Below are 15,231 nucleotides of genomic sequence, written 5' to 3'. Positions count from 1 at the left end.
CCAGGACAATTTTAATAAGTTTATACAAATAAAAATATGTTGATATAAATAAAGTGCGGAATAAATATCATTCACAAAATGTCTGATAACGGTTGAGACCAAGGCAGCGCGAGACAATACGGAGGGGATTTACAGGAGCCAGAATGCAAAAAACCCCCGCCATCAGGCGAGGGTTTTGTATTTTGGTGGAGCTAAGCGGGATCGAACCGCTGACCTCTTGCATGCCATGCAAGCGCTCTCCCAGCTGAGCTATAGCCCCACGATAGGCTTTGGTTCTACGGTGCAAATCTTGCTGGAGAAGATTTGGTGGAGCTAAGCGGGATCGAACCGCTGACCTCTTGCATGCCATGCAAGCGCTCTCCCAGCTGAGCTATAGCCCCGAACCGTAGAAACCTTGTCGTGTTGACGGGCGGCATAATATGAAACCCATAGAAGCGTGTCAACGCCAAAATCTTCTTCTGCGATCAAACGTCGAAAAAGCAATCAACTCAGGGAGATCGGGATTGCATATCGTCCCCCGGTAGTTAATCCTGTCACAGTTTCCAGTAAAACGATCACATAAAATGAACCCCTAATAACCGTCTTCAACAAAGGAATACACCGTGCTCAAGGAACGAATGACACCTGAAGAACTGGCCACGCTGACTGGTTACAGTCGGCAAACCATCAATAAATGGGTGCGCAAAGAGAAGTGGACAACGACTCAGAAACCCGGTGTACAGGGCGGAAAGGCCAGGTTAATTCACATTGATGAACGCGTGCAGGAGTTCATCAACAACGCGAAACGCGCCGCTGACAGACCGGGCATCTATACGATTAATGATTCCACGCTCGAAGGGCTGCTGCTTCAGTCAATGAAACAAATGTCGGAAGTTGAACAGCAGAAAATGTCCGCGCTGATTCTGCGAGAAGGGATTGCCGGCGTGCTAAAACGCCTCGGTATTCGCGATAACGATTAAAAAAAACCGGCGACTATGCGCCGGTTTTTTATTGCCTTCAAACTTACTGCTGGGCTTCGCGCTCAGCAATAAAACCTAATGCTTTGTTGATGCGTGCAACGGAACGCTGTTTACCAATAGCATGAACGGTAACATCAAGCGCTGGCGATTGACCTGCACCGGTCACCGCAACGCGCAGCGGCATGCCCACTTTACCCATCCCGACTTCTAGCTCATCGGCCGTGGCCTGAATAGCATTGTGTACATTTTCTGCCGTCCAGTCGCTCAGCGCTTCAAGCTTGTCGCGCACCACTTCCAGCGGCTGACGGGCAACCGGGCGCAGGTGCTTTTTAGCGGCATCGGCATCAAACTCACTGAAGTCTTCATAGAAGTAGCGGCAGGTTTCCGCCATTTCTTTGAGCGTCTTGCAGCGTTCGCCCAGCAGCTTCACCAGATCGGCCAGCTGAGGCCCGGTACGCGTGTCGATATTTTGCTGCTCGATATGCCATTGCAGCTGGGTTGCAACGTATTCCGGCGGCAGATGATTAATGTAGTGGTGGTTCAGCCATTGCAGTTTTTCGGTATTGAACGCGCTGGCGGATTTGCTGACGGAATTTAAAGAGAACAGCTCGATCATCTCTTCACGGGTGAAGATCTCCTGATCGCCATGCGCCCAGCCCAGACGTACCAGGTAGTTCAGCAAGGCTTCTGGCAGATAGCCATCATCACGGTACTGCATAACGCTCACCGCGCCGTGGCGTTTGGACAGCTTTTTACCGTCGTCGCCGTTAATCATAGAAACGTGCGCATAAAGCGGCACCGGCGCATTCAACGCTTTCAGGATGTTGATCTGGCGCGGCGTGTTATTGATATGGTCTTCGCCACGAATAACGTGGGTGATTTCCATATCCCAGTCATCGACCACAACGCAGAAGTTGTAGGTTGGTGAACCATCGGTGCGGCGGATGATCAGATCGTCCAGTTCCTGGTTGCTGAACTCGATTGGACCACGGATCTGGTCGTCAAAAATAACGGAGCCTTCCTGCGGGTTGGCAAAACGCACCACGCATGGCTCATCAGCGGCGTGATGTTCGTGACCGTGGCGGCAGCGACCGTCGTAACGTGGCTTTTCGCCTTTTTCCATTTGCTCTTCACGTAATGCATCAAGACGTTCTTTAGAGCAATAGCATCTGTACGCCGTGCCCGCTTCCAGCATTTCGTCGATTACGCTGTTGTAGCGGTCGAAACGTTTAGTCTGGTAGTACGGGCCTTCATCCCACTCAAGGCTCAACCAATTCATACCGTCCATGATGGCTTCTATAGCTTCCGGGGTTGAACGTTCGAGGTCGGTATCTTCGATACGCAACACGAACTCGCCGCCTTGGTGACGAGCAAAAAGCCAGGAATAGAGAGCGGTACGAGCACCACCGACGTGCAGATAGCCTGTTGGGCTTGGCGCGAAGCGAGTTTTGATTTTCATTGAACGGCCTTAATTACGCAAAAGTACCGGGGATCCGGCAAATGCCAGGGAAGAAATAGTGGGCAACATTCTACCACTGTGGGCTGATTCCTCAATGTTGATGCATTTAGTTGCCGCTAAACGGCATATTCTGGTGAGAAATCAATCGCCAATGGATAATTAGCGATCGCATTGACTAATTTTAAGACGAACGAACAATTTCTTTAGAAAAGGCGTTGACTCATTTTCAACTCTCCCTATAATGCGACTCCACACAGCGGGGGTGATTAGCTCAGTTGGTAGAGCATCTCCTTTACACGGAGGGGGTCGGCGGTTCGAGCCCGTCATCACCCACCATTCATTAGTGAGTGTTGCTCCGCGGTGTAGTAAGAGATTTAGAGATGGGTGATTAGCTCAGTTGGTAGAGCATCTCCTTTACACGGAGGGGGTCGGCGGTTCGAGCCCGTCATCACCCACCATCTCTCCTCTTATGATTAGCAGTACCGAAGTTTGGGTGATTAGCTCAGTTGGTAGAGCACCTCCTTTACACGGAGGGGGTCGGCGGTTCGAGCCCGTCATCACCCACCATTCGGGTCGTTAGCTCAGTTGGTAGAGCAGTTGACTTTTAATCAATTGGTCGCAGGTTCGAATCCTGCACGACCCACCAATGTATTAAGGCGCCCTAAAGGCGCCTTTTTGCTATGTGCGATTCGGGCATGATGAGAACCTGCTGCAGGTTCGAGTGGAGCGCAGCGACACAACGTTGCTTTAGCAACGGCCCGAAGGGTAAGGCCAAAGGCCGAATAATCCTGCATGACCCACCAATGTATTAAGGCGCCCTAAAGGCGCCTTTTTGCTATGTGAATAAAATGTCGGTTGGCGCTGCTGTACGACCTAAAACGCCATTTAATCTGCGGCTTCAATTAATTTGTAGGGCGGATAAACGAAGTGCCATCCGCCGCAAGTTCACTGAAGTACAAACTCTCACCTTCCCAACAAAACCGCGTCCTGTGCCCTAACCTTTCACCACCACGTGCCGATAACCTCTTAGTCATTCTCATCAAGGAGTTATCATGACCACTATCAATAGCACTTCGCTGCAGGGCGGTGCCGTATCGGCCAGTACCACAACCAGTACCAGTACCTCCAGCAGTTCAGGCAATAGCCTCGCCTCGCAGATTAGCAGCATTACGCAAAAAATTACCAAGCTGACCCAGCAGCTCAAAGACGTTGCCAACGGCAGCGGCTCTGCGGACGAAAAGAAAAAACAGCAGGAGCTGATACAAGCGCAGATTAAGATGCTGCAGGCACAGCTGGCCCAGCTTCAGCGTCAGCAGGCGGAAGAAGCGCAGCAGAAGCAGGAAAAACAGCAGGTTAAGGCAGAAGGCGTGAACTATCCTTCTGACGATCATCAGATCGATATCCTTATCTAGCTTTCACCGGCTGAATCATCGAACAGAGGGTTGCCCCGGCGGGCCGCGGTGAGCTGCTGCGCCTGCTGGCGAATGACCTCCCAGATGGCCTCAGCCGCTCGGGAAAGCGAACGGTTTTTACGGCGTACCAGCATGAGCTGCCGCTCGACCACGGGCGTAAGGCGTTTCACAATCAAAGGCCGACCTTTGGGCAGCGGTAGCGCCAGCGCGGGCAGTATGCTAATGCCAATTCCCGCCTCGACCATTGGATATAGCGTTGCGGGGTGGCCAATCTGCTGCACAATATTTGCCGCAATCCCCTGCCTGGCTAACGCCTCGTCAATGAGAGGGCGGCTGCCGGACGCATAGTCCTGAAGCACAAGATTAGCGCCCTGCAGCGACTGCCACGAAATGCTTTTCTCTTTCGCCAGCGCGTCGTCGCTACGGCACAGCAGCAGGAAAGGTTCGGACAGCACCGGCTCGCAGTCTAAATCGCTAGCCTGAATGGGGTCGATAACGATACCAAAATCTACTTCACCCTGGCGGATGCTTTGCAGCACCCACTGCTGCGGGCGGTCGTGCAGCACGAAACGAATGGCCGGGAACTCAAGCGCTGCTGCGGCAATAGACTGCGGCATGAGATGTGCCGAAATAGTCTGGCTGGCCGCCACGCGCACCGTACCGCTGAGCTGATGACCCACACTGCGGATATCAAGCAGCGTGGTATTCAACTCTTCCAGCAGTCGTTCAAGCCGCCCCGCAAGCTGTTGACCCGCATCGGTCAGCACCACTTCCCGGGTCGTGCGATCCAGCAGCCTGACGCCAATCTCATTTTCCAGCTCTTTCACGCTGTGGCTGACGGCGGACTGGCTCAGGCCAATGCGCTCCCCTGCCCGGCTAAAGCTGCCCGCCAGGGCAACGGCCACAAAAACGCGAAGCTGGCGCAGCGAATAATTCATATGTTTAATTCATCAATGTATTCAATAAATCAATTTTATTTCTGAAATAACTGGAAGCACAATAGCCCTCACTCCAGTTTGAGGAATTGAGATGAAAATACTTCGCGTACTCGACCCGTTCACGCTGACGCTGGTTTGCACCGTTCTGCTGGCCTCTTTTTTCCCCGCGCAGGGCAGCTTTGTTGGTTTCTTTGAAGGACTAACCACCGCGGCGATAGCGCTACTTTTCTTCATGCACGGCGCGAAGCTTTCACGTGAGGCAATTGTGTCAGGCAGCAGCCACTGGCGGCTGCATCTATGGGTGATGTGCAGCACCTTCGTCCTTTTCCCCGTGCTGGGCGTGTTGTTTACCTGGTGGGCTCCGGTTAACGTCAGCCCGGAAATCTATACCGGATTTTTATACCTGTGTATTTTGCCGGCCACGGTGCAGTCGGCCATTGCCTTTACTTCTATTGCCGGTGGCAACGTCGCGGCGGCGGTTTGTTCCGCCTCCGCTTCCAGCCTGCTGGGGATTTTTCTGTCGCCGCTTTTAGTCGGCATGGTAATGCACGTTCACGGCGCAAGCGGCAGCCTGCAGCAGGTCGGCAGTATTATGCTGCAGCTGCTGGTGCCCTTCGTGGCGGGCCATCTTTCGCGCCCGTGGATCGGTAACTGGGTGGCTAAACATAAAAAGTGGATCGGTAAAACTGACCAGACGTCGATTTTGCTGGTGGTATATTCCGCCTTTAGCGAGGCGGTCACGCACGGGATCTGGCATAAAGTTGGCGCGGGGTCGCTGCTGTTTATCGTTGTTGCGAGCCTGGTGCTGCTGGGGATAGTCATTGCGGTAAATATCTTTATGGCGAGGCGTTTTGGCTTCAATAAAGCCGACGAGATTACCATTGTGTTCTGCGGCTCGAAAAAGAGCCTCGCCAACGGTATTCCTATGGCAAACATTCTTTTCCCGGTCGCCACCGTGGGGATGATGGTGCTGCCGTTGATGATTTTCCACCAGCTGCAGCTGATGATCTGCGCCGTGATGGCGCGCCGTTATCAGCAGCAGACGGCAAAAGCGGCAGCCGAGAAAGCTGCCGCCGCTAGCGCTTAAGGCCTTTTGAGGGGCTTCACCAGCCCCTCCAGCCCTTCCGTTTTAATCAATAACGTTAATTTCATCAGCTCGCCCAAGTGCCCCTGCGGAAACTCGTCCTTGCGGGCGAACCACAGAAAGTACTCTTCAGGCACATCAATCAGCACGCGGCCTTTGTATTTGCCAAAAGGCATCACCGTATTGGCGATCTCAATAAGCTGCTCTTTGTCCATATCAGGCGTCCAGCAGGCGAATCATTTCCGCTTCGTCGATAACGTCAATCCCCAACTCCTGAGCTTTGGCAAGCTTGGAGCCAGCCGCCTCCCCGGCGATGACCAGATCGGTTTTCTTCGATACGCTCCCCGCAACTTTCGCCCCCAGCGCAACCAGACGCGCTTTGGCATCGTCACGCGACATGATGCTAAGCGAGCCGGTCAGCACCACGGTTTTACCCGCGAACGGGCTATCGATCTCTTCGGCTTTGATGACCACTGGCGCGGGCCAGTTCACGCCAACCTCCTCAGTAAGCTGGCGGATCACGTCACGGTTGCTCTCTTCTTCGAAGAAGTTAAATACGTGTGTTGCCACGACGATGCCCACGTCGGGAACTTTTTGCAGTTCTTCAATGGAGGCCGCCGCCAGCGCTTCTAACGTACCAAAGTACGCTGCCAGCCCAGCCGCCGTCGCTTCGCCGACTTCACGGATGCCCAGCGCATAGAGGAAGCGCGCAAAAGTGGTCGTTTTCGATTTTTCCAGCGCGTCCACAACGTTCTGCGCGGACTTCGGCCCCATGCGCTCCAGGCCGGTGAGCTTGCCCGCCGTCAGACGGAAAAGGTCGGCTGGCGTATGCACATATTCTTTCTCAACTAATTGATCGATAATTTTATCGCCCATACCGTCAACGTCCAGCGCGCGGCGTGAGACGAAGTGTTTCAGCGATTCTTTGCGCTGCGCGCCGCAAATCAGGCCGCCTGTGCAGCGCGTCACTACCTCACCTTCAACGCGTTCAACGTCCGATCCGCAAACCGGGCAATGGGTCGGGAAAACAATTTCTCTGGTTTCGGCCGGGCGTTCAGATTCCACCACGCCAACGACCTGCGGGATCACGTCGCCTGCGCGGCGAATAACCACGCGATCGCCAATGCGCAGGCCGAGGCGTTCGATTTCATCGGCGTTATGCAAAGTCGCATTGCTGACCAGCACGCCAGCCACCTGCACCGGTTCTAGACGCGCTACAGGCGTAATCGCGCCGGTGCGGCCAACCTGGAATTCAACGTCGCGCACAAAGGTCATTTGTTCCTGGGCAGGGAATTTAAACGCCACGGCCCAGCGCGGAGCGCGGGCAACAAACCCGAGCGTTTCCTGCAAAGCGAGCGAATCAACCTTGATGACAACGCCGTCGATATCAAAGCCGAGCGTCGGACGGTCAGCCTCAACCTGATGGTAAAACGCCAGCACTTCTTCAGGCGTGCTGCAAAGCCTGATACGGTCGCTCACCGGCAGACCCCAGGCCTTAAACTGCTGCAGGCGCGCCATATGGCTTGCGGGAAGTTCGCCCCCCTCAAGCAGGCCAACGCCGTAGCAGAAGAACGTTAAAGGGCGCTTTGCCGTGATGCGCGGATCGAGCTGGCGCAGGGATCCGGCTGCCGCGTTACGCGGGTTAGCAAAAATTTTGCCGCCTGTACGGCGTGCTTCATCATTGATTTTTTCGAAGCCCGCCTGGGGTAAAAACACTTCGCCACGTACTTCTACGCGGCGTGGGATATTTTCACCGTGGAGCTTCAAAGGAATTGCACGAATGGTACGCACGTTAGCGGTAATGTTTTCCCCCGTGGTGCCATCGCCGCGCGTCGCCGCACGAACCAGCACGCCGTCTTCATACAGCAGGCTGACGGCAAGGCCGTCGAGCTTAAGCTCACAGCAAAACGTCAGGGCGTCGGTGCTTTTCAGCCTGTCCTGCACGCGCTTGTTGAAAGCAAGGTAGCTCGCCTCATCAAAGACGTTATCAAGCGACAGCATCGGCACTTCATGGCGCACCTGGGTAAATTCGCTCAGCGGAGCTGCCCCCACGCGCTGCGTCGGTGAATCCGGCGTGATGAGATCAGGATGAGCGGCTTCCAGATCGCGCAGTTCACGCATCAGCCGGTCATATTCAGCGTCCGGCACTTCCGGGTTATCAAGCACATGATACAGATATTCATGATGGCGAAGCGTGGTTCGCAGATGAGTGAGTTGTTGTTCAATTGAGTCCATATCGCACCATCAATAGAAAAAACCCCCGACATGCGGGGGTTTAGGGGGAAGTCTGTCCTGCGCGGTTATCAGGCGTTGGCCTCGACAACCTCGCGGATCCGATCCTGATACTCGCGCATTTTTTGCGGCGTCATCATGCGGCGTTGGTCGTCCAGCACCACGCCACCGACTTCATCGGCAATGTGCTGCGCGGATTGCAACATCAGCTTGAAGTTCTGATGCGGGTCGCCGTAGGAAGGCACCTGCATAAAGATTGTGATGCCCGGCGTTGCAAAGTTGGTCATGGTTTCCGGATCGAATGAACCTGGCTTAACCATGTTTGCAAGGCTGAACAAAACGGGACCGCTGCCGTCCGGGCTGAGATGGCGATGGAAAATATTCATTTCGCCAAAAATAAAGCCCGCCTGCTGAATGCTGTTGAGCAATACGTCGCCGTTAATCATGCTGCCTGCATGTGCGGAAACGTTCATCACGATAACCGTTTCTTTCAAAGCCTGCGGAGCGGGAGCCGGTGCTGGCTCTTCAACGACTGGCTCAGGTTCCGGCTCTGGCTGACGAACCGGTTGAACCATTTCTGGAACAGGCTCAGGCTGTCTTACTGGCGCAGGCTGGCGAACAGGCTCCAGCGGCTGGGCAGAAACCGGCTGCACAGGAACGTCCTGGCGAGGTGCTTCTGGCACAGGCTGCTGTGCCGGCGCGGTACGACGCGGCTCGGCCGAAGCGTAAGGCGGCTCGTATTGATGTTGAGGTGCTTGCGGCTGACGAGGCGCTTCCGGCTCGCGAGTCGCTGGCTGCTGCGCAGGCGTTACCCTGTGCACGCGCACTTCACCCACTCCTTCATCTTCCTCATCGTCAGCGTCGTCTTCTGCTTCGTAGTCGTCACGCTTTGACTTCATGCGCTTCAACGGACGATCGCGGAAAACGGAAGAACGCTCCTTACGGCTGGTCCAAAGGCCATGTACCAGTAAGGCGATTATGGCGATCGCGCCAACAATGATTAATATCAGACGCAAATCCTGCATCATTATATTCTCTGTTGTTCTAACACCTTGCCAACGCGGCAAACATTTACTCACTAAGAGTATTTGCCCATCCGCTCAAGTGCAAGTACGCACACGGTTTTCTCAGCATAAAGATGCTACCTGGTCGACTTTTTGCTGATTTTTCGACCATTTCTTAATAAGTTTTTCCCGCGCGGCTCGGTTATGATGGCTGAGCAGGTCATAGCACTAACGAAAAAGGAGTCTACAGCGACCATGGTTTCATCATCAGGAACGGCCCCGAAGAGCGGCGTTTACTATTTTTCACAGGGCTGGAAGCTGGTTCGTGAACCCGGCATCAAGCGCTATGTCATTTTACCCTTATTGGTGAATATTCTTTTGATGGGCGGCGCGTTCTGGTGGTTATTTACCCAGCTCGACGTGTGGATCCCCGCCATGCTTTCACACGTACCGGACTGGTTACAGTGGCTGAGCTATCTCATCTGGCCGCTGGCGGTAGTTTCTTTGCTGCTGGTGTTCGGGTACTTTTTCTCGACGATTGCCAACTGGATTGCCGCGCCGTTTAACGGGCTGCTGGCGGAGCAGCTTGAAGCGCGATTAACGGGGGCAACTCCGCCCGATACCGGCGTTTTCGGCGTGATGAAGGACGTGCCGCGCATTATGAAACGCGAATGGCAAAAGTTTGCCTGGTATCTGCCGCGCGCGATTGTGTTGCTCATTCTCTATTTTATTCCCGGCATCGGTCAGACCGTCGCTCCCGTGCTGTGGTTCCTGTTCAGCGCATGGATGCTGGCAATCCAGTACTGCGACTACCCTTTCGATAACCATAAGGTGCCCTTTCGCGATATGCGCGCCTCGCTACGCGAGAAGAAAGTCGTCAACATGCAGTTCGGCTCGCTGGTGAGCCTGTTCACGCTGATTCCTTTCCTGAATCTGGTCATCATGCCCGTCGCGGTCTGTGGCGCAACGGCAATGTGGGTTGACAGCTATCGTTCGAAACACGCGATGTGGAAGTAATGTTTAAGCGAGCGGCTTATACCGCTCCTTATTCCTTCTTGCTTTTGCTTATTTCCCATCTACATATAGATATGCGATTTCCTTACTTCCGCATAACTCATGAGCAGGTATGCTGGTGAGGTTTCCCAAATTTCATACAGTTAAGGACGGGCTATGAGCAAGATCTATGAAGACAATTCTCTGACAATCGGTCATACGCCGCTGGTTCGACTGAACCGCATCGGTAATGGGCGCATCCTGGCGAAGGTCGAATCCCGCAACCCAAGCTTCAGCGTCAAATGCCGAATCGGAGCCAATATGATTTGGGATGCCGAAAAACGTGGCGTGCTTAAGCCCGGCGTTGAGCTGGTTGAGCCAACAAGCGGTAACACGGGTATTGCGCTGGCCTATGTCGCCGCCGCTCGCGGTTATAAGCTTACCCTGACCATGCCAGAAACCATGAGCATCGAACGTCGTAAACTGCTTAAGGCGCTGGGCGCGAATTTAGTGCTGACCGAAGGCGCTAAAGGCATGAAGGGCGCTATCCAGAAAGCGGAAGAGATTGTCGCAAGCGATCCGGCGAAATATCTTCTGCTTCAGCAGTTCAGCAACCCGGCAAACCCGGAAATCCATGAAAAAACCACCGGCCCGGAAATCTGGGAAGATACCGATGGTGAAGTCGACGTGTTTATTTCCGGCGTGGGTACCGGCGGTACGCTGACCGGCGTGAGCCGCTACATCAAAAATACCAAAGGTAAAACGGACCTGATTACCGTTGCCGTCGAGCCAACTGACTCCCCGGTTATCGCACAGGCGCTGGCGGGTGAAGAACTTAAGCCTGGCCCGCACAAAATTCAGGGTATCGGTGCCGGTTTCATTCCGGGTAACCTCGATCTCAAGCTTATCGACAAGGTTATTGCGATCACTAATGAAGAAGCCATTTCTACCGCCCGCCGCCTGATGGATGAAGAAGGTATTCTGGCCGGTATTTCCTCTGGTGCCGCCGTAGCCGCTGCGCTGAAGCTCCAGGAAGACGAAGCCTTTACCAATAAGAATATTGTGGTTATCCTTCCCTCTTCAGGTGAAAGATATCTCAGTACGGCGCTGTTTGCGGACCTCTTCACAGAGAAAGAACTGCAACAGTGATGCCAACTTGTTAAATCTGACGAAAAAAGCACCCGAAAGGGTGCTTTTTTGTGGTGTTCGTCAAAGTTTTGCCCACCTCAGCATTGCTTGAACCTGCCAGGTCTGGTATTTAACCAGCAAATTATTTTGATGCGCGAAATTAATCGCTTTGTGACTCTGGTCTGCTGAATCGATTTTACGATTTGGTTTAAGCCCAAACTTCACGGCATAATGGTTAAGGACGAGCGAAACGCGAATTGCCGGGCTAACGCCGCAGCACTTTTCGTGATTCTTAAAGCATCCTGTGTCGCATACAGTTAACGCCGACGCTAACTATACAGGCTAAAGTTAAGTCACCAGGCTAGACTTTAGTTCCACAACACCAAACCTAAAGTTGGGGAAATACAATGTTCCAGCAAGAAGTTACCATTACCGCTCCGAACGGTCTGCACACCCGCCCTGCTGCTCAGTTTGTTAAAGAAGCTAAAGGCTTCACTTCTGAGATCACTGTGACTTCCAACGGCAAAAGCGCAAGCGCTAAAAGCCTGTTCAAACTGCAGACACTGGGCCTGACCCAAGGTACTGTTGTGACCATCTCTGCTGAAGGCGAAGATGATCAGAAAGCAGTTGAGCATTTAGTAAAACTGATGGCTGAACTCGAGTAAGTTCTGGGTTCTTCGTAAATATCAGTCACAAGTAAGGTAGGGTTATGATTTCAGGCATTTTAGCATCCCCGGGTATCGCTTTCGGCAAGGCACTTTTGCTGAAGGAAGATGAAATTGTCATCGACCGGAAGAAAATTTCTGCCGACAAAGTTGAGCAGGAAGTTGAACGTTTCCTGAGCGGTCGCGCCAAAGCGTCTGCCCAATTAGAAGCGATCAAAATTAAAGCTGGCGAAACCTTCGGTGAAGAAAAGGAAGCTATCTTCGAAGGCCACATTATGTTGCTCGAAGACGAAGAGCTGGAGCAGGAAATCATAGCCCTCATCAAAGATAAGTTAGTCACTGCGGACGCAGCGGCTTTCGATATCATTGAAGGCCAGGCCACTGCTCTGGAAGAACTGGACGATGAATACCTGAAAGAACGTGCGGCTGACGTGCGTGATATCGGTAAACGTCTGCTTCGCAACATCCTCGGTCTGGCGATTATCGATCTCAGCTCTATCCAGGAAGAAGTTATCCTGGTCGCGAAAGATCTGACGCCGTCTGAAACCGCTCAGTTGAACCTGCAGAAGGTTCTTGGTTTCATCACCGACATCGGCGGTCGCACCTCCCACACCTCCATCATGGCGCGTTCTCTTGAACTGCCAGCGATCGTGGGCACCGGTAGCGTTACCAGCCAGGTGAAAAACAACGACTACCTGATCCTCGATGCGGTTAACAACAAAGTTTACGTTAACCCAACGAACGAAGAGATCGAATCCCTGCGCGCTGTACAGCAGCAGGTTGCCTCTGAGAAAGCTGAACTGGCTAAGCTGAAAGACCTGCCAGCCATCACTCTCGACGGCCATCAGGTAGAAGTGTGTGCCAACATCGGTACCGTTCGTGATATCGACGGTGCGGAGCGCAACGGCGCTGAAGGTGTCGGCCTGTACCGCACTGAATTCCTGTTCATGGATCGCGACTCTCTGCCTACTGAAGAAGAGCAGTTCGCCGCGTACAAAGCCGTTGCAGAAGCCTGTGGCTCGCAAGCGGTTATCGTACGTACCATGGACATTGGCGGCGACAAAGAGCTGCCATACATGAACTTCCCGAAAGAAGAAAACCCATTCCTGGGCTGGCGTGCGATTCGTATCGCGATGGATCGTAAAGAGATCCTGCACGCACAGGTACGCGCTATTCTGCGTGCGTCTGCTTTCGGTAAATTACGCATCATGTTCCCAATGATTATCTCTGTTGAAGAGGTTCGCGCTCTGAAGAAAGAGATCGAAATCATGAAGGCAGAACTGCGTGATGAAGGTAAAGCGTTTGACGAAACTATCGAAATCGGCGTGATGGTTGAAACCCCGGCTGCGGCTACTATTGCTCACCATCTGGCAAAAGAAGTTGATTTCTTTAGTATCGGTACCAATGATTTAACTCAGTATACGCTGGCAGTTGACCGCGGTAATGATATGATTTCACATCTTTACCAGCCAATGTCACCGTCCGTACTGAATCTGATTAAGCAAGTCATTGATGCTTCTCATGCAGAAGGTAAATGGACCGGTATGTGTGGTGAGCTTGCAGGCGACGAACGTGCTACACTTCTGTTGCTGGGGATGGGTCTGGATGAATTCAGTATGAGTGCCATCTCTATCCCGCGCATTAAGAAGATTATCCGTAACACGAACTTCGAAGATGCGAAGGTGTTAGCAGAGCAAGCTCTTGCTCAACCGACAACGGACGAGTTAATGACGCTGGTTAACAAGTTCATTGAAGAAAAAACAATCTGCTAATCCACCGGATGCGGCCCAATTTACTGCTTAGGAGAAGATCATGGGTTTGTTTGATAAACTGAAATCTCTGGTTTCTGATGATAAAAAAGACACCGGAACCATTGAGATTGTTGCCCCGCTTTCTGGCGAAATCGTCAATATTGAAGATGTTCCAGATGTGGTGTTTGCAGAAAAGATCGTAGGCGATGGCATCGCGATTAAACCGACTGGCAACAAAATGGTTGCTCCGGTTGATGGCACCATCGGCAAAATCTTTGAAACCAACCATGCTTTCTCTATCGAATCCGATAGCGGCATCGAGCTGTTCGTTCACTTCGGTATTGATACCGTTGAACTGAAAGGCGAAGGTTTCAAGCGCATCGCGGAAGAAGGCCAGCGTGTTAAGAAAGGCGACGTGGTTATTGAATTTGATCTGCCACTGCTGGAAGAGAAAGCCAAGTCTACTTTGACGCCGGTTGTTATCTCCAACATGGACGAAATCAAAGAGCTGATCAAACTGTCTGGTAGCGTGACCGTGGGTGAAACCCCGGTGATCCGCATCAAGAAGTAATTTGACCGCACCTTGAATTAAAAACGGCACCCTCGCGGTGCCGTTTTTGTTTCGACAGTTGCCTCAGATTCCCGCCCCTTGAGCATAGCTCTCTTCGCCAAACACTCCGGTGGACAGGTAACGGTCGCCACGATCGCAAATAATCGCCACCACAACGCTGCCGGGATTAGCCTGTGCCACGCGTAGCGCACCGGCAACTGCTCCACCCGAGCTAACGCCACAGAATATCCCTTCGCTGATCGCCAGGCGGCGCATGGTCTGCTCGGCCTCCAGCTGCGCCATATCGATAACTTCATCTACCAGCTGCGGATTAAAAATCTTTGGCAGCCACTCTTCAGGCCAGCGGCGGATACCAGGAATGCTGCTGCCCTCCTCCGGCTGCAGACCCACGATAGTGACCTTCTTATCAAGCTCACGCATAAAGCGGCTTACGCCGGTAATCGTGCCGGTGGTGCCCATGCTGGAGACAAAGTGGGTGACGCGCCCCTGGGTCTGCTGCCAGATTTCCGGGCCGGTGGTCAGGTAATGCGCCAGCGGATTGTCCGGGTTGTTAAACTGGTCCAGAACCTTCCCTTCACCGCGCTCGCCCATTAAACGTGCCAGCTCGCGCGCGCCTTCCATTCCCTGCTCTTTGCTGACCAGAATAAGCTCCGCCCCGTAGGCCTGCATGGCGGCCTTGCGCTCCATACTCATATTGTCCGGCATCAAAAGCTTCATGCGATAACCTTTGAGAGCCGCAATCATCGCCAGCGCAATGCCGGTGTTGCCGCTGGTGGCTTCAATAAGCGTATCACCCGGCGCGATTTCACCGCGCATCTCAGCCTGAACGATCATCGACAGCGCGGCGCGGTCTTTGACCGATCCGGCCGGGTTATTGCCCTCCAGCTTGACCCAAATCTCGCTGCCGTTTGTCAGCCCGCTACGCTGTAATTTCACCAGAGGCGTATTGCCGATTGTGCTTTCTAAGGTCGTCACATCTCAGTCCAGAATAGTAAATCTTCGTAGATCGGGTAAGCATAAGCGCCGCCCGACATC

General features: G+C 53.2%; 14 protein-coding genes, 6 tRNA genes and 1 other RNA gene. 13 read left to right on the top strand and 8 right to left on the bottom strand.

Features of this window, described 5'->3' with window-relative positions:
• Positions 1-183 precede the first annotated feature (183 nt).
• Positions 184-259, bottom strand: a tRNA-Ala gene (locus ACSPHG_RS06270).
• Positions 260-304: 45 nt separating this feature from the next.
• A tRNA-Ala gene (locus tag ACSPHG_RS06265) sits at positions 305-380 on the bottom strand.
• A 222-nt stretch (positions 381-602) separates the two neighbouring features.
• Here ACSPHG_RS06265 and ACSPHG_RS06260 point away from each other — a divergent pair.
• Positions 603-959, top strand: a complete 357-nt coding sequence (locus ACSPHG_RS06260; RefSeq protein WP_435952637.1) for a YfeC-like transcriptional regulator — start codon at positions 603-605, stop codon at positions 957-959.
• A gap of 43 nt (positions 960-1,002) precedes the next feature.
• Here the strand turns inward: ACSPHG_RS06260 and gltX are convergent, their stop codons facing one another.
• Entirely contained in the window at positions 1,003-2,418 is a 1,416-nt protein-coding gene (gene gltX / locus ACSPHG_RS06255; RefSeq protein ID WP_435952636.1) for a glutamate--tRNA ligase, read from the bottom strand.
• 260 nt (positions 2,419-2,678) lie between these two features.
• On the opposite strand from gltX, the gene ACSPHG_RS06250 reads away from it, so the two are divergent.
• From ACSPHG_RS06250 to ACSPHG_RS06225, 6 genes are all read left to right on the top strand, one after another.
• Positions 2,679-2,754 (top strand) — tRNA-Val (locus ACSPHG_RS06250).
• 46 nt (positions 2,755-2,800) lie between these two features.
• A tRNA-Val gene (locus tag ACSPHG_RS06245) sits at positions 2,801-2,876 on the top strand.
• A 33-nt stretch (positions 2,877-2,909) separates the two neighbouring features.
• Positions 2,910-2,985 (top strand) — tRNA-Val (locus ACSPHG_RS06240).
• A 3-nt stretch (positions 2,986-2,988) separates the two neighbouring features.
• A tRNA-Lys gene (locus ACSPHG_RS06235) sits at positions 2,989-3,064 on the top strand.
• Between the two features lie 31 nt (positions 3,065-3,095).
• Positions 3,096-3,221: non-coding RNA, RtT sRNA (locus ACSPHG_RS06230), on the top strand.
• A gap of 249 nt (positions 3,222-3,470) precedes the next feature.
• Positions 3,471-3,830 carry a FlxA-like family protein gene (locus ACSPHG_RS06225; RefSeq protein ID WP_435952635.1) on the top strand — a complete coding sequence of 120 codons (360 nt, stop codon included), beginning with the start codon at positions 3,471-3,473 and terminating at the stop codon, positions 3,828-3,830.
• Here ACSPHG_RS06225 and ACSPHG_RS06220 read toward each other — a convergent pair.
• Positions 3,827-4,768, bottom strand: coding sequence for a LysR family transcriptional regulator (locus tag ACSPHG_RS06220; protein WP_435952634.1), 942 nt, complete (start codon positions 4,766-4,768; stop codon positions 3,827-3,829). The genes ACSPHG_RS06225 and ACSPHG_RS06220 overlap by 4 nt on opposite strands.
• 91 nt (positions 4,769-4,859) lie before the next feature.
• Here ACSPHG_RS06220 and ACSPHG_RS06215 point away from each other — a divergent pair, with 91 nt between their 5' ends.
• On the top strand, positions 4,860-5,855 hold the full coding sequence (locus ACSPHG_RS06215; RefSeq protein WP_435952633.1) for a bile acid:sodium symporter family protein: 996 nt from the start codon (positions 4,860-4,862) through the stop codon (positions 5,853-5,855).
• Here ACSPHG_RS06215 and ACSPHG_RS06210 read toward each other — a convergent pair.
• The 3 genes from ACSPHG_RS06210 to zipA form a co-directional block, all read right to left on the bottom strand.
• On the bottom strand, positions 5,852-6,067 hold the full coding sequence (locus ACSPHG_RS06210; RefSeq protein ID WP_435952632.1) for a DUF3820 family protein: 216 nt from the start codon (positions 6,065-6,067) through the stop codon (positions 5,852-5,854). The genes ACSPHG_RS06215 and ACSPHG_RS06210 overlap by 4 nt on opposite strands.
• A 1-nt stretch (position 6,068) precedes the next feature.
• Positions 6,069-8,087, bottom strand: coding sequence for an NAD-dependent DNA ligase LigA (gene ligA, locus ACSPHG_RS06205; protein ID WP_435952631.1), 2,019 nt, complete (start codon positions 8,085-8,087; stop codon positions 6,069-6,071).
• A 68-nt stretch (positions 8,088-8,155) separates the two neighbouring features.
• Positions 8,156-9,112 (bottom strand): cell division protein ZipA, encoded by a 957-nt coding sequence (zipA, locus tag ACSPHG_RS06200; protein WP_435952630.1) that lies wholly within the window; start codon positions 9,110-9,112, stop codon positions 8,156-8,158.
• 231 nt (positions 9,113-9,343) lie between these two features.
• On the opposite strand from zipA, the gene cysZ reads away from it, so the two are divergent.
• From cysZ to crr, 5 genes are all read left to right on the top strand, one after another.
• Entirely contained in the window at positions 9,344-10,105 is a 762-nt protein-coding gene (gene cysZ, locus ACSPHG_RS06195; RefSeq protein WP_435952629.1) for a sulfate transporter CysZ, read from the top strand.
• A gap of 153 nt (positions 10,106-10,258) precedes the next feature.
• A complete protein-coding gene (gene cysK / locus ACSPHG_RS06190; protein WP_121266079.1) occupies positions 10,259-11,230 on the top strand; it encodes a cysteine synthase A in 972 nt (323 codons plus the stop codon).
• A gap of 386 nt (positions 11,231-11,616) precedes the next feature.
• A complete protein-coding gene (ptsH, locus tag ACSPHG_RS06185; protein ID WP_034459025.1) occupies positions 11,617-11,874 on the top strand; it encodes a phosphocarrier protein Hpr in 258 nt (85 codons plus the stop codon).
• 44 nt (positions 11,875-11,918) lie between these two features.
• Entirely contained in the window at positions 11,919-13,646 is a 1,728-nt protein-coding gene (ptsI, locus tag ACSPHG_RS06180) for a phosphoenolpyruvate-protein phosphotransferase PtsI (protein WP_435952628.1), read from the top strand.
• A 40-nt stretch (positions 13,647-13,686) separates the two neighbouring features.
• Positions 13,687-14,196, top strand: coding sequence for a PTS glucose transporter subunit IIA (gene crr, locus ACSPHG_RS06175; protein WP_121266075.1), 510 nt, complete (start codon positions 13,687-13,689; stop codon positions 14,194-14,196).
• Between the two features lie 63 nt (positions 14,197-14,259).
• On the opposite strand, the gene cysM is transcribed toward crr, so the two are convergent.
• A complete protein-coding gene (cysM, locus tag ACSPHG_RS06170; RefSeq protein ID WP_435952627.1) occupies positions 14,260-15,171 on the bottom strand; it encodes a cysteine synthase CysM in 912 nt (303 codons plus the stop codon).
• Positions 15,172-15,231 lie beyond the last annotated feature (60 nt).

Source organism: Dryocola baronae (genome assembly GCF_051297175.1).
Lineage (GTDB): Bacteria > Pseudomonadota > Gammaproteobacteria > Enterobacterales > Enterobacteriaceae > Dryocola.
This window is presented reverse-complemented; position numbering and strand designations above follow the sequence as displayed.

Excerpts from the sequence above, each read along its gene's own strand:
- cysZ (WP_435952629.1), top strand. The coding sequence starts at position 9,344 with ATGGTTTCATCATCAGGAACGGCCCCGAAGAGCGGCGTTTACTATTTT.
- ACSPHG_RS06220 (WP_435952634.1), bottom strand. The coding sequence starts at position 4,768 with ATGAATTATTCGCTGCGCCAGCTTCGCGTTTTTGTGGCCGTTGCCCTG.
- ptsI (WP_435952628.1), top strand. The coding sequence starts at position 11,919 with ATGATTTCAGGCATTTTAGCATCCCCGGGTATCGCTTTCGGCAAGGCA.
- ligA (WP_435952631.1), bottom strand. The coding sequence starts at position 8,087 with ATGGACTCAATTGAACAACAACTCACTCATCTGCGAACCACGCTTCGC.
- crr (WP_121266075.1), top strand. The coding sequence starts at position 13,687 with ATGGGTTTGTTTGATAAACTGAAATCTCTGGTTTCTGATGATAAAAAA.
- cysK (WP_121266079.1), top strand. The coding sequence starts at position 10,259 with ATGAGCAAGATCTATGAAGACAATTCTCTGACAATCGGTCATACGCCG.
- ACSPHG_RS06225 (WP_435952635.1), top strand. The coding sequence starts at position 3,471 with ATGACCACTATCAATAGCACTTCGCTGCAGGGCGGTGCCGTATCGGCC.
- gltX (WP_435952636.1), bottom strand. The coding sequence starts at position 2,418 with ATGAAAATCAAAACTCGCTTCGCGCCAAGCCCAACAGGCTATCTGCAC.
- ACSPHG_RS06215 (WP_435952633.1), top strand. The coding sequence starts at position 4,860 with ATGAAAATACTTCGCGTACTCGACCCGTTCACGCTGACGCTGGTTTGC.
- zipA (WP_435952630.1), bottom strand. The coding sequence starts at position 9,112 with ATGATGCAGGATTTGCGTCTGATATTAATCATTGTTGGCGCGATCGCC.
- ACSPHG_RS06210 (WP_435952632.1), bottom strand. The coding sequence starts at position 6,067 with ATGGACAAAGAGCAGCTTATTGAGATCGCCAATACGGTGATGCCTTTT.
- ptsH (WP_034459025.1), top strand. The coding sequence starts at position 11,617 with ATGTTCCAGCAAGAAGTTACCATTACCGCTCCGAACGGTCTGCACACC.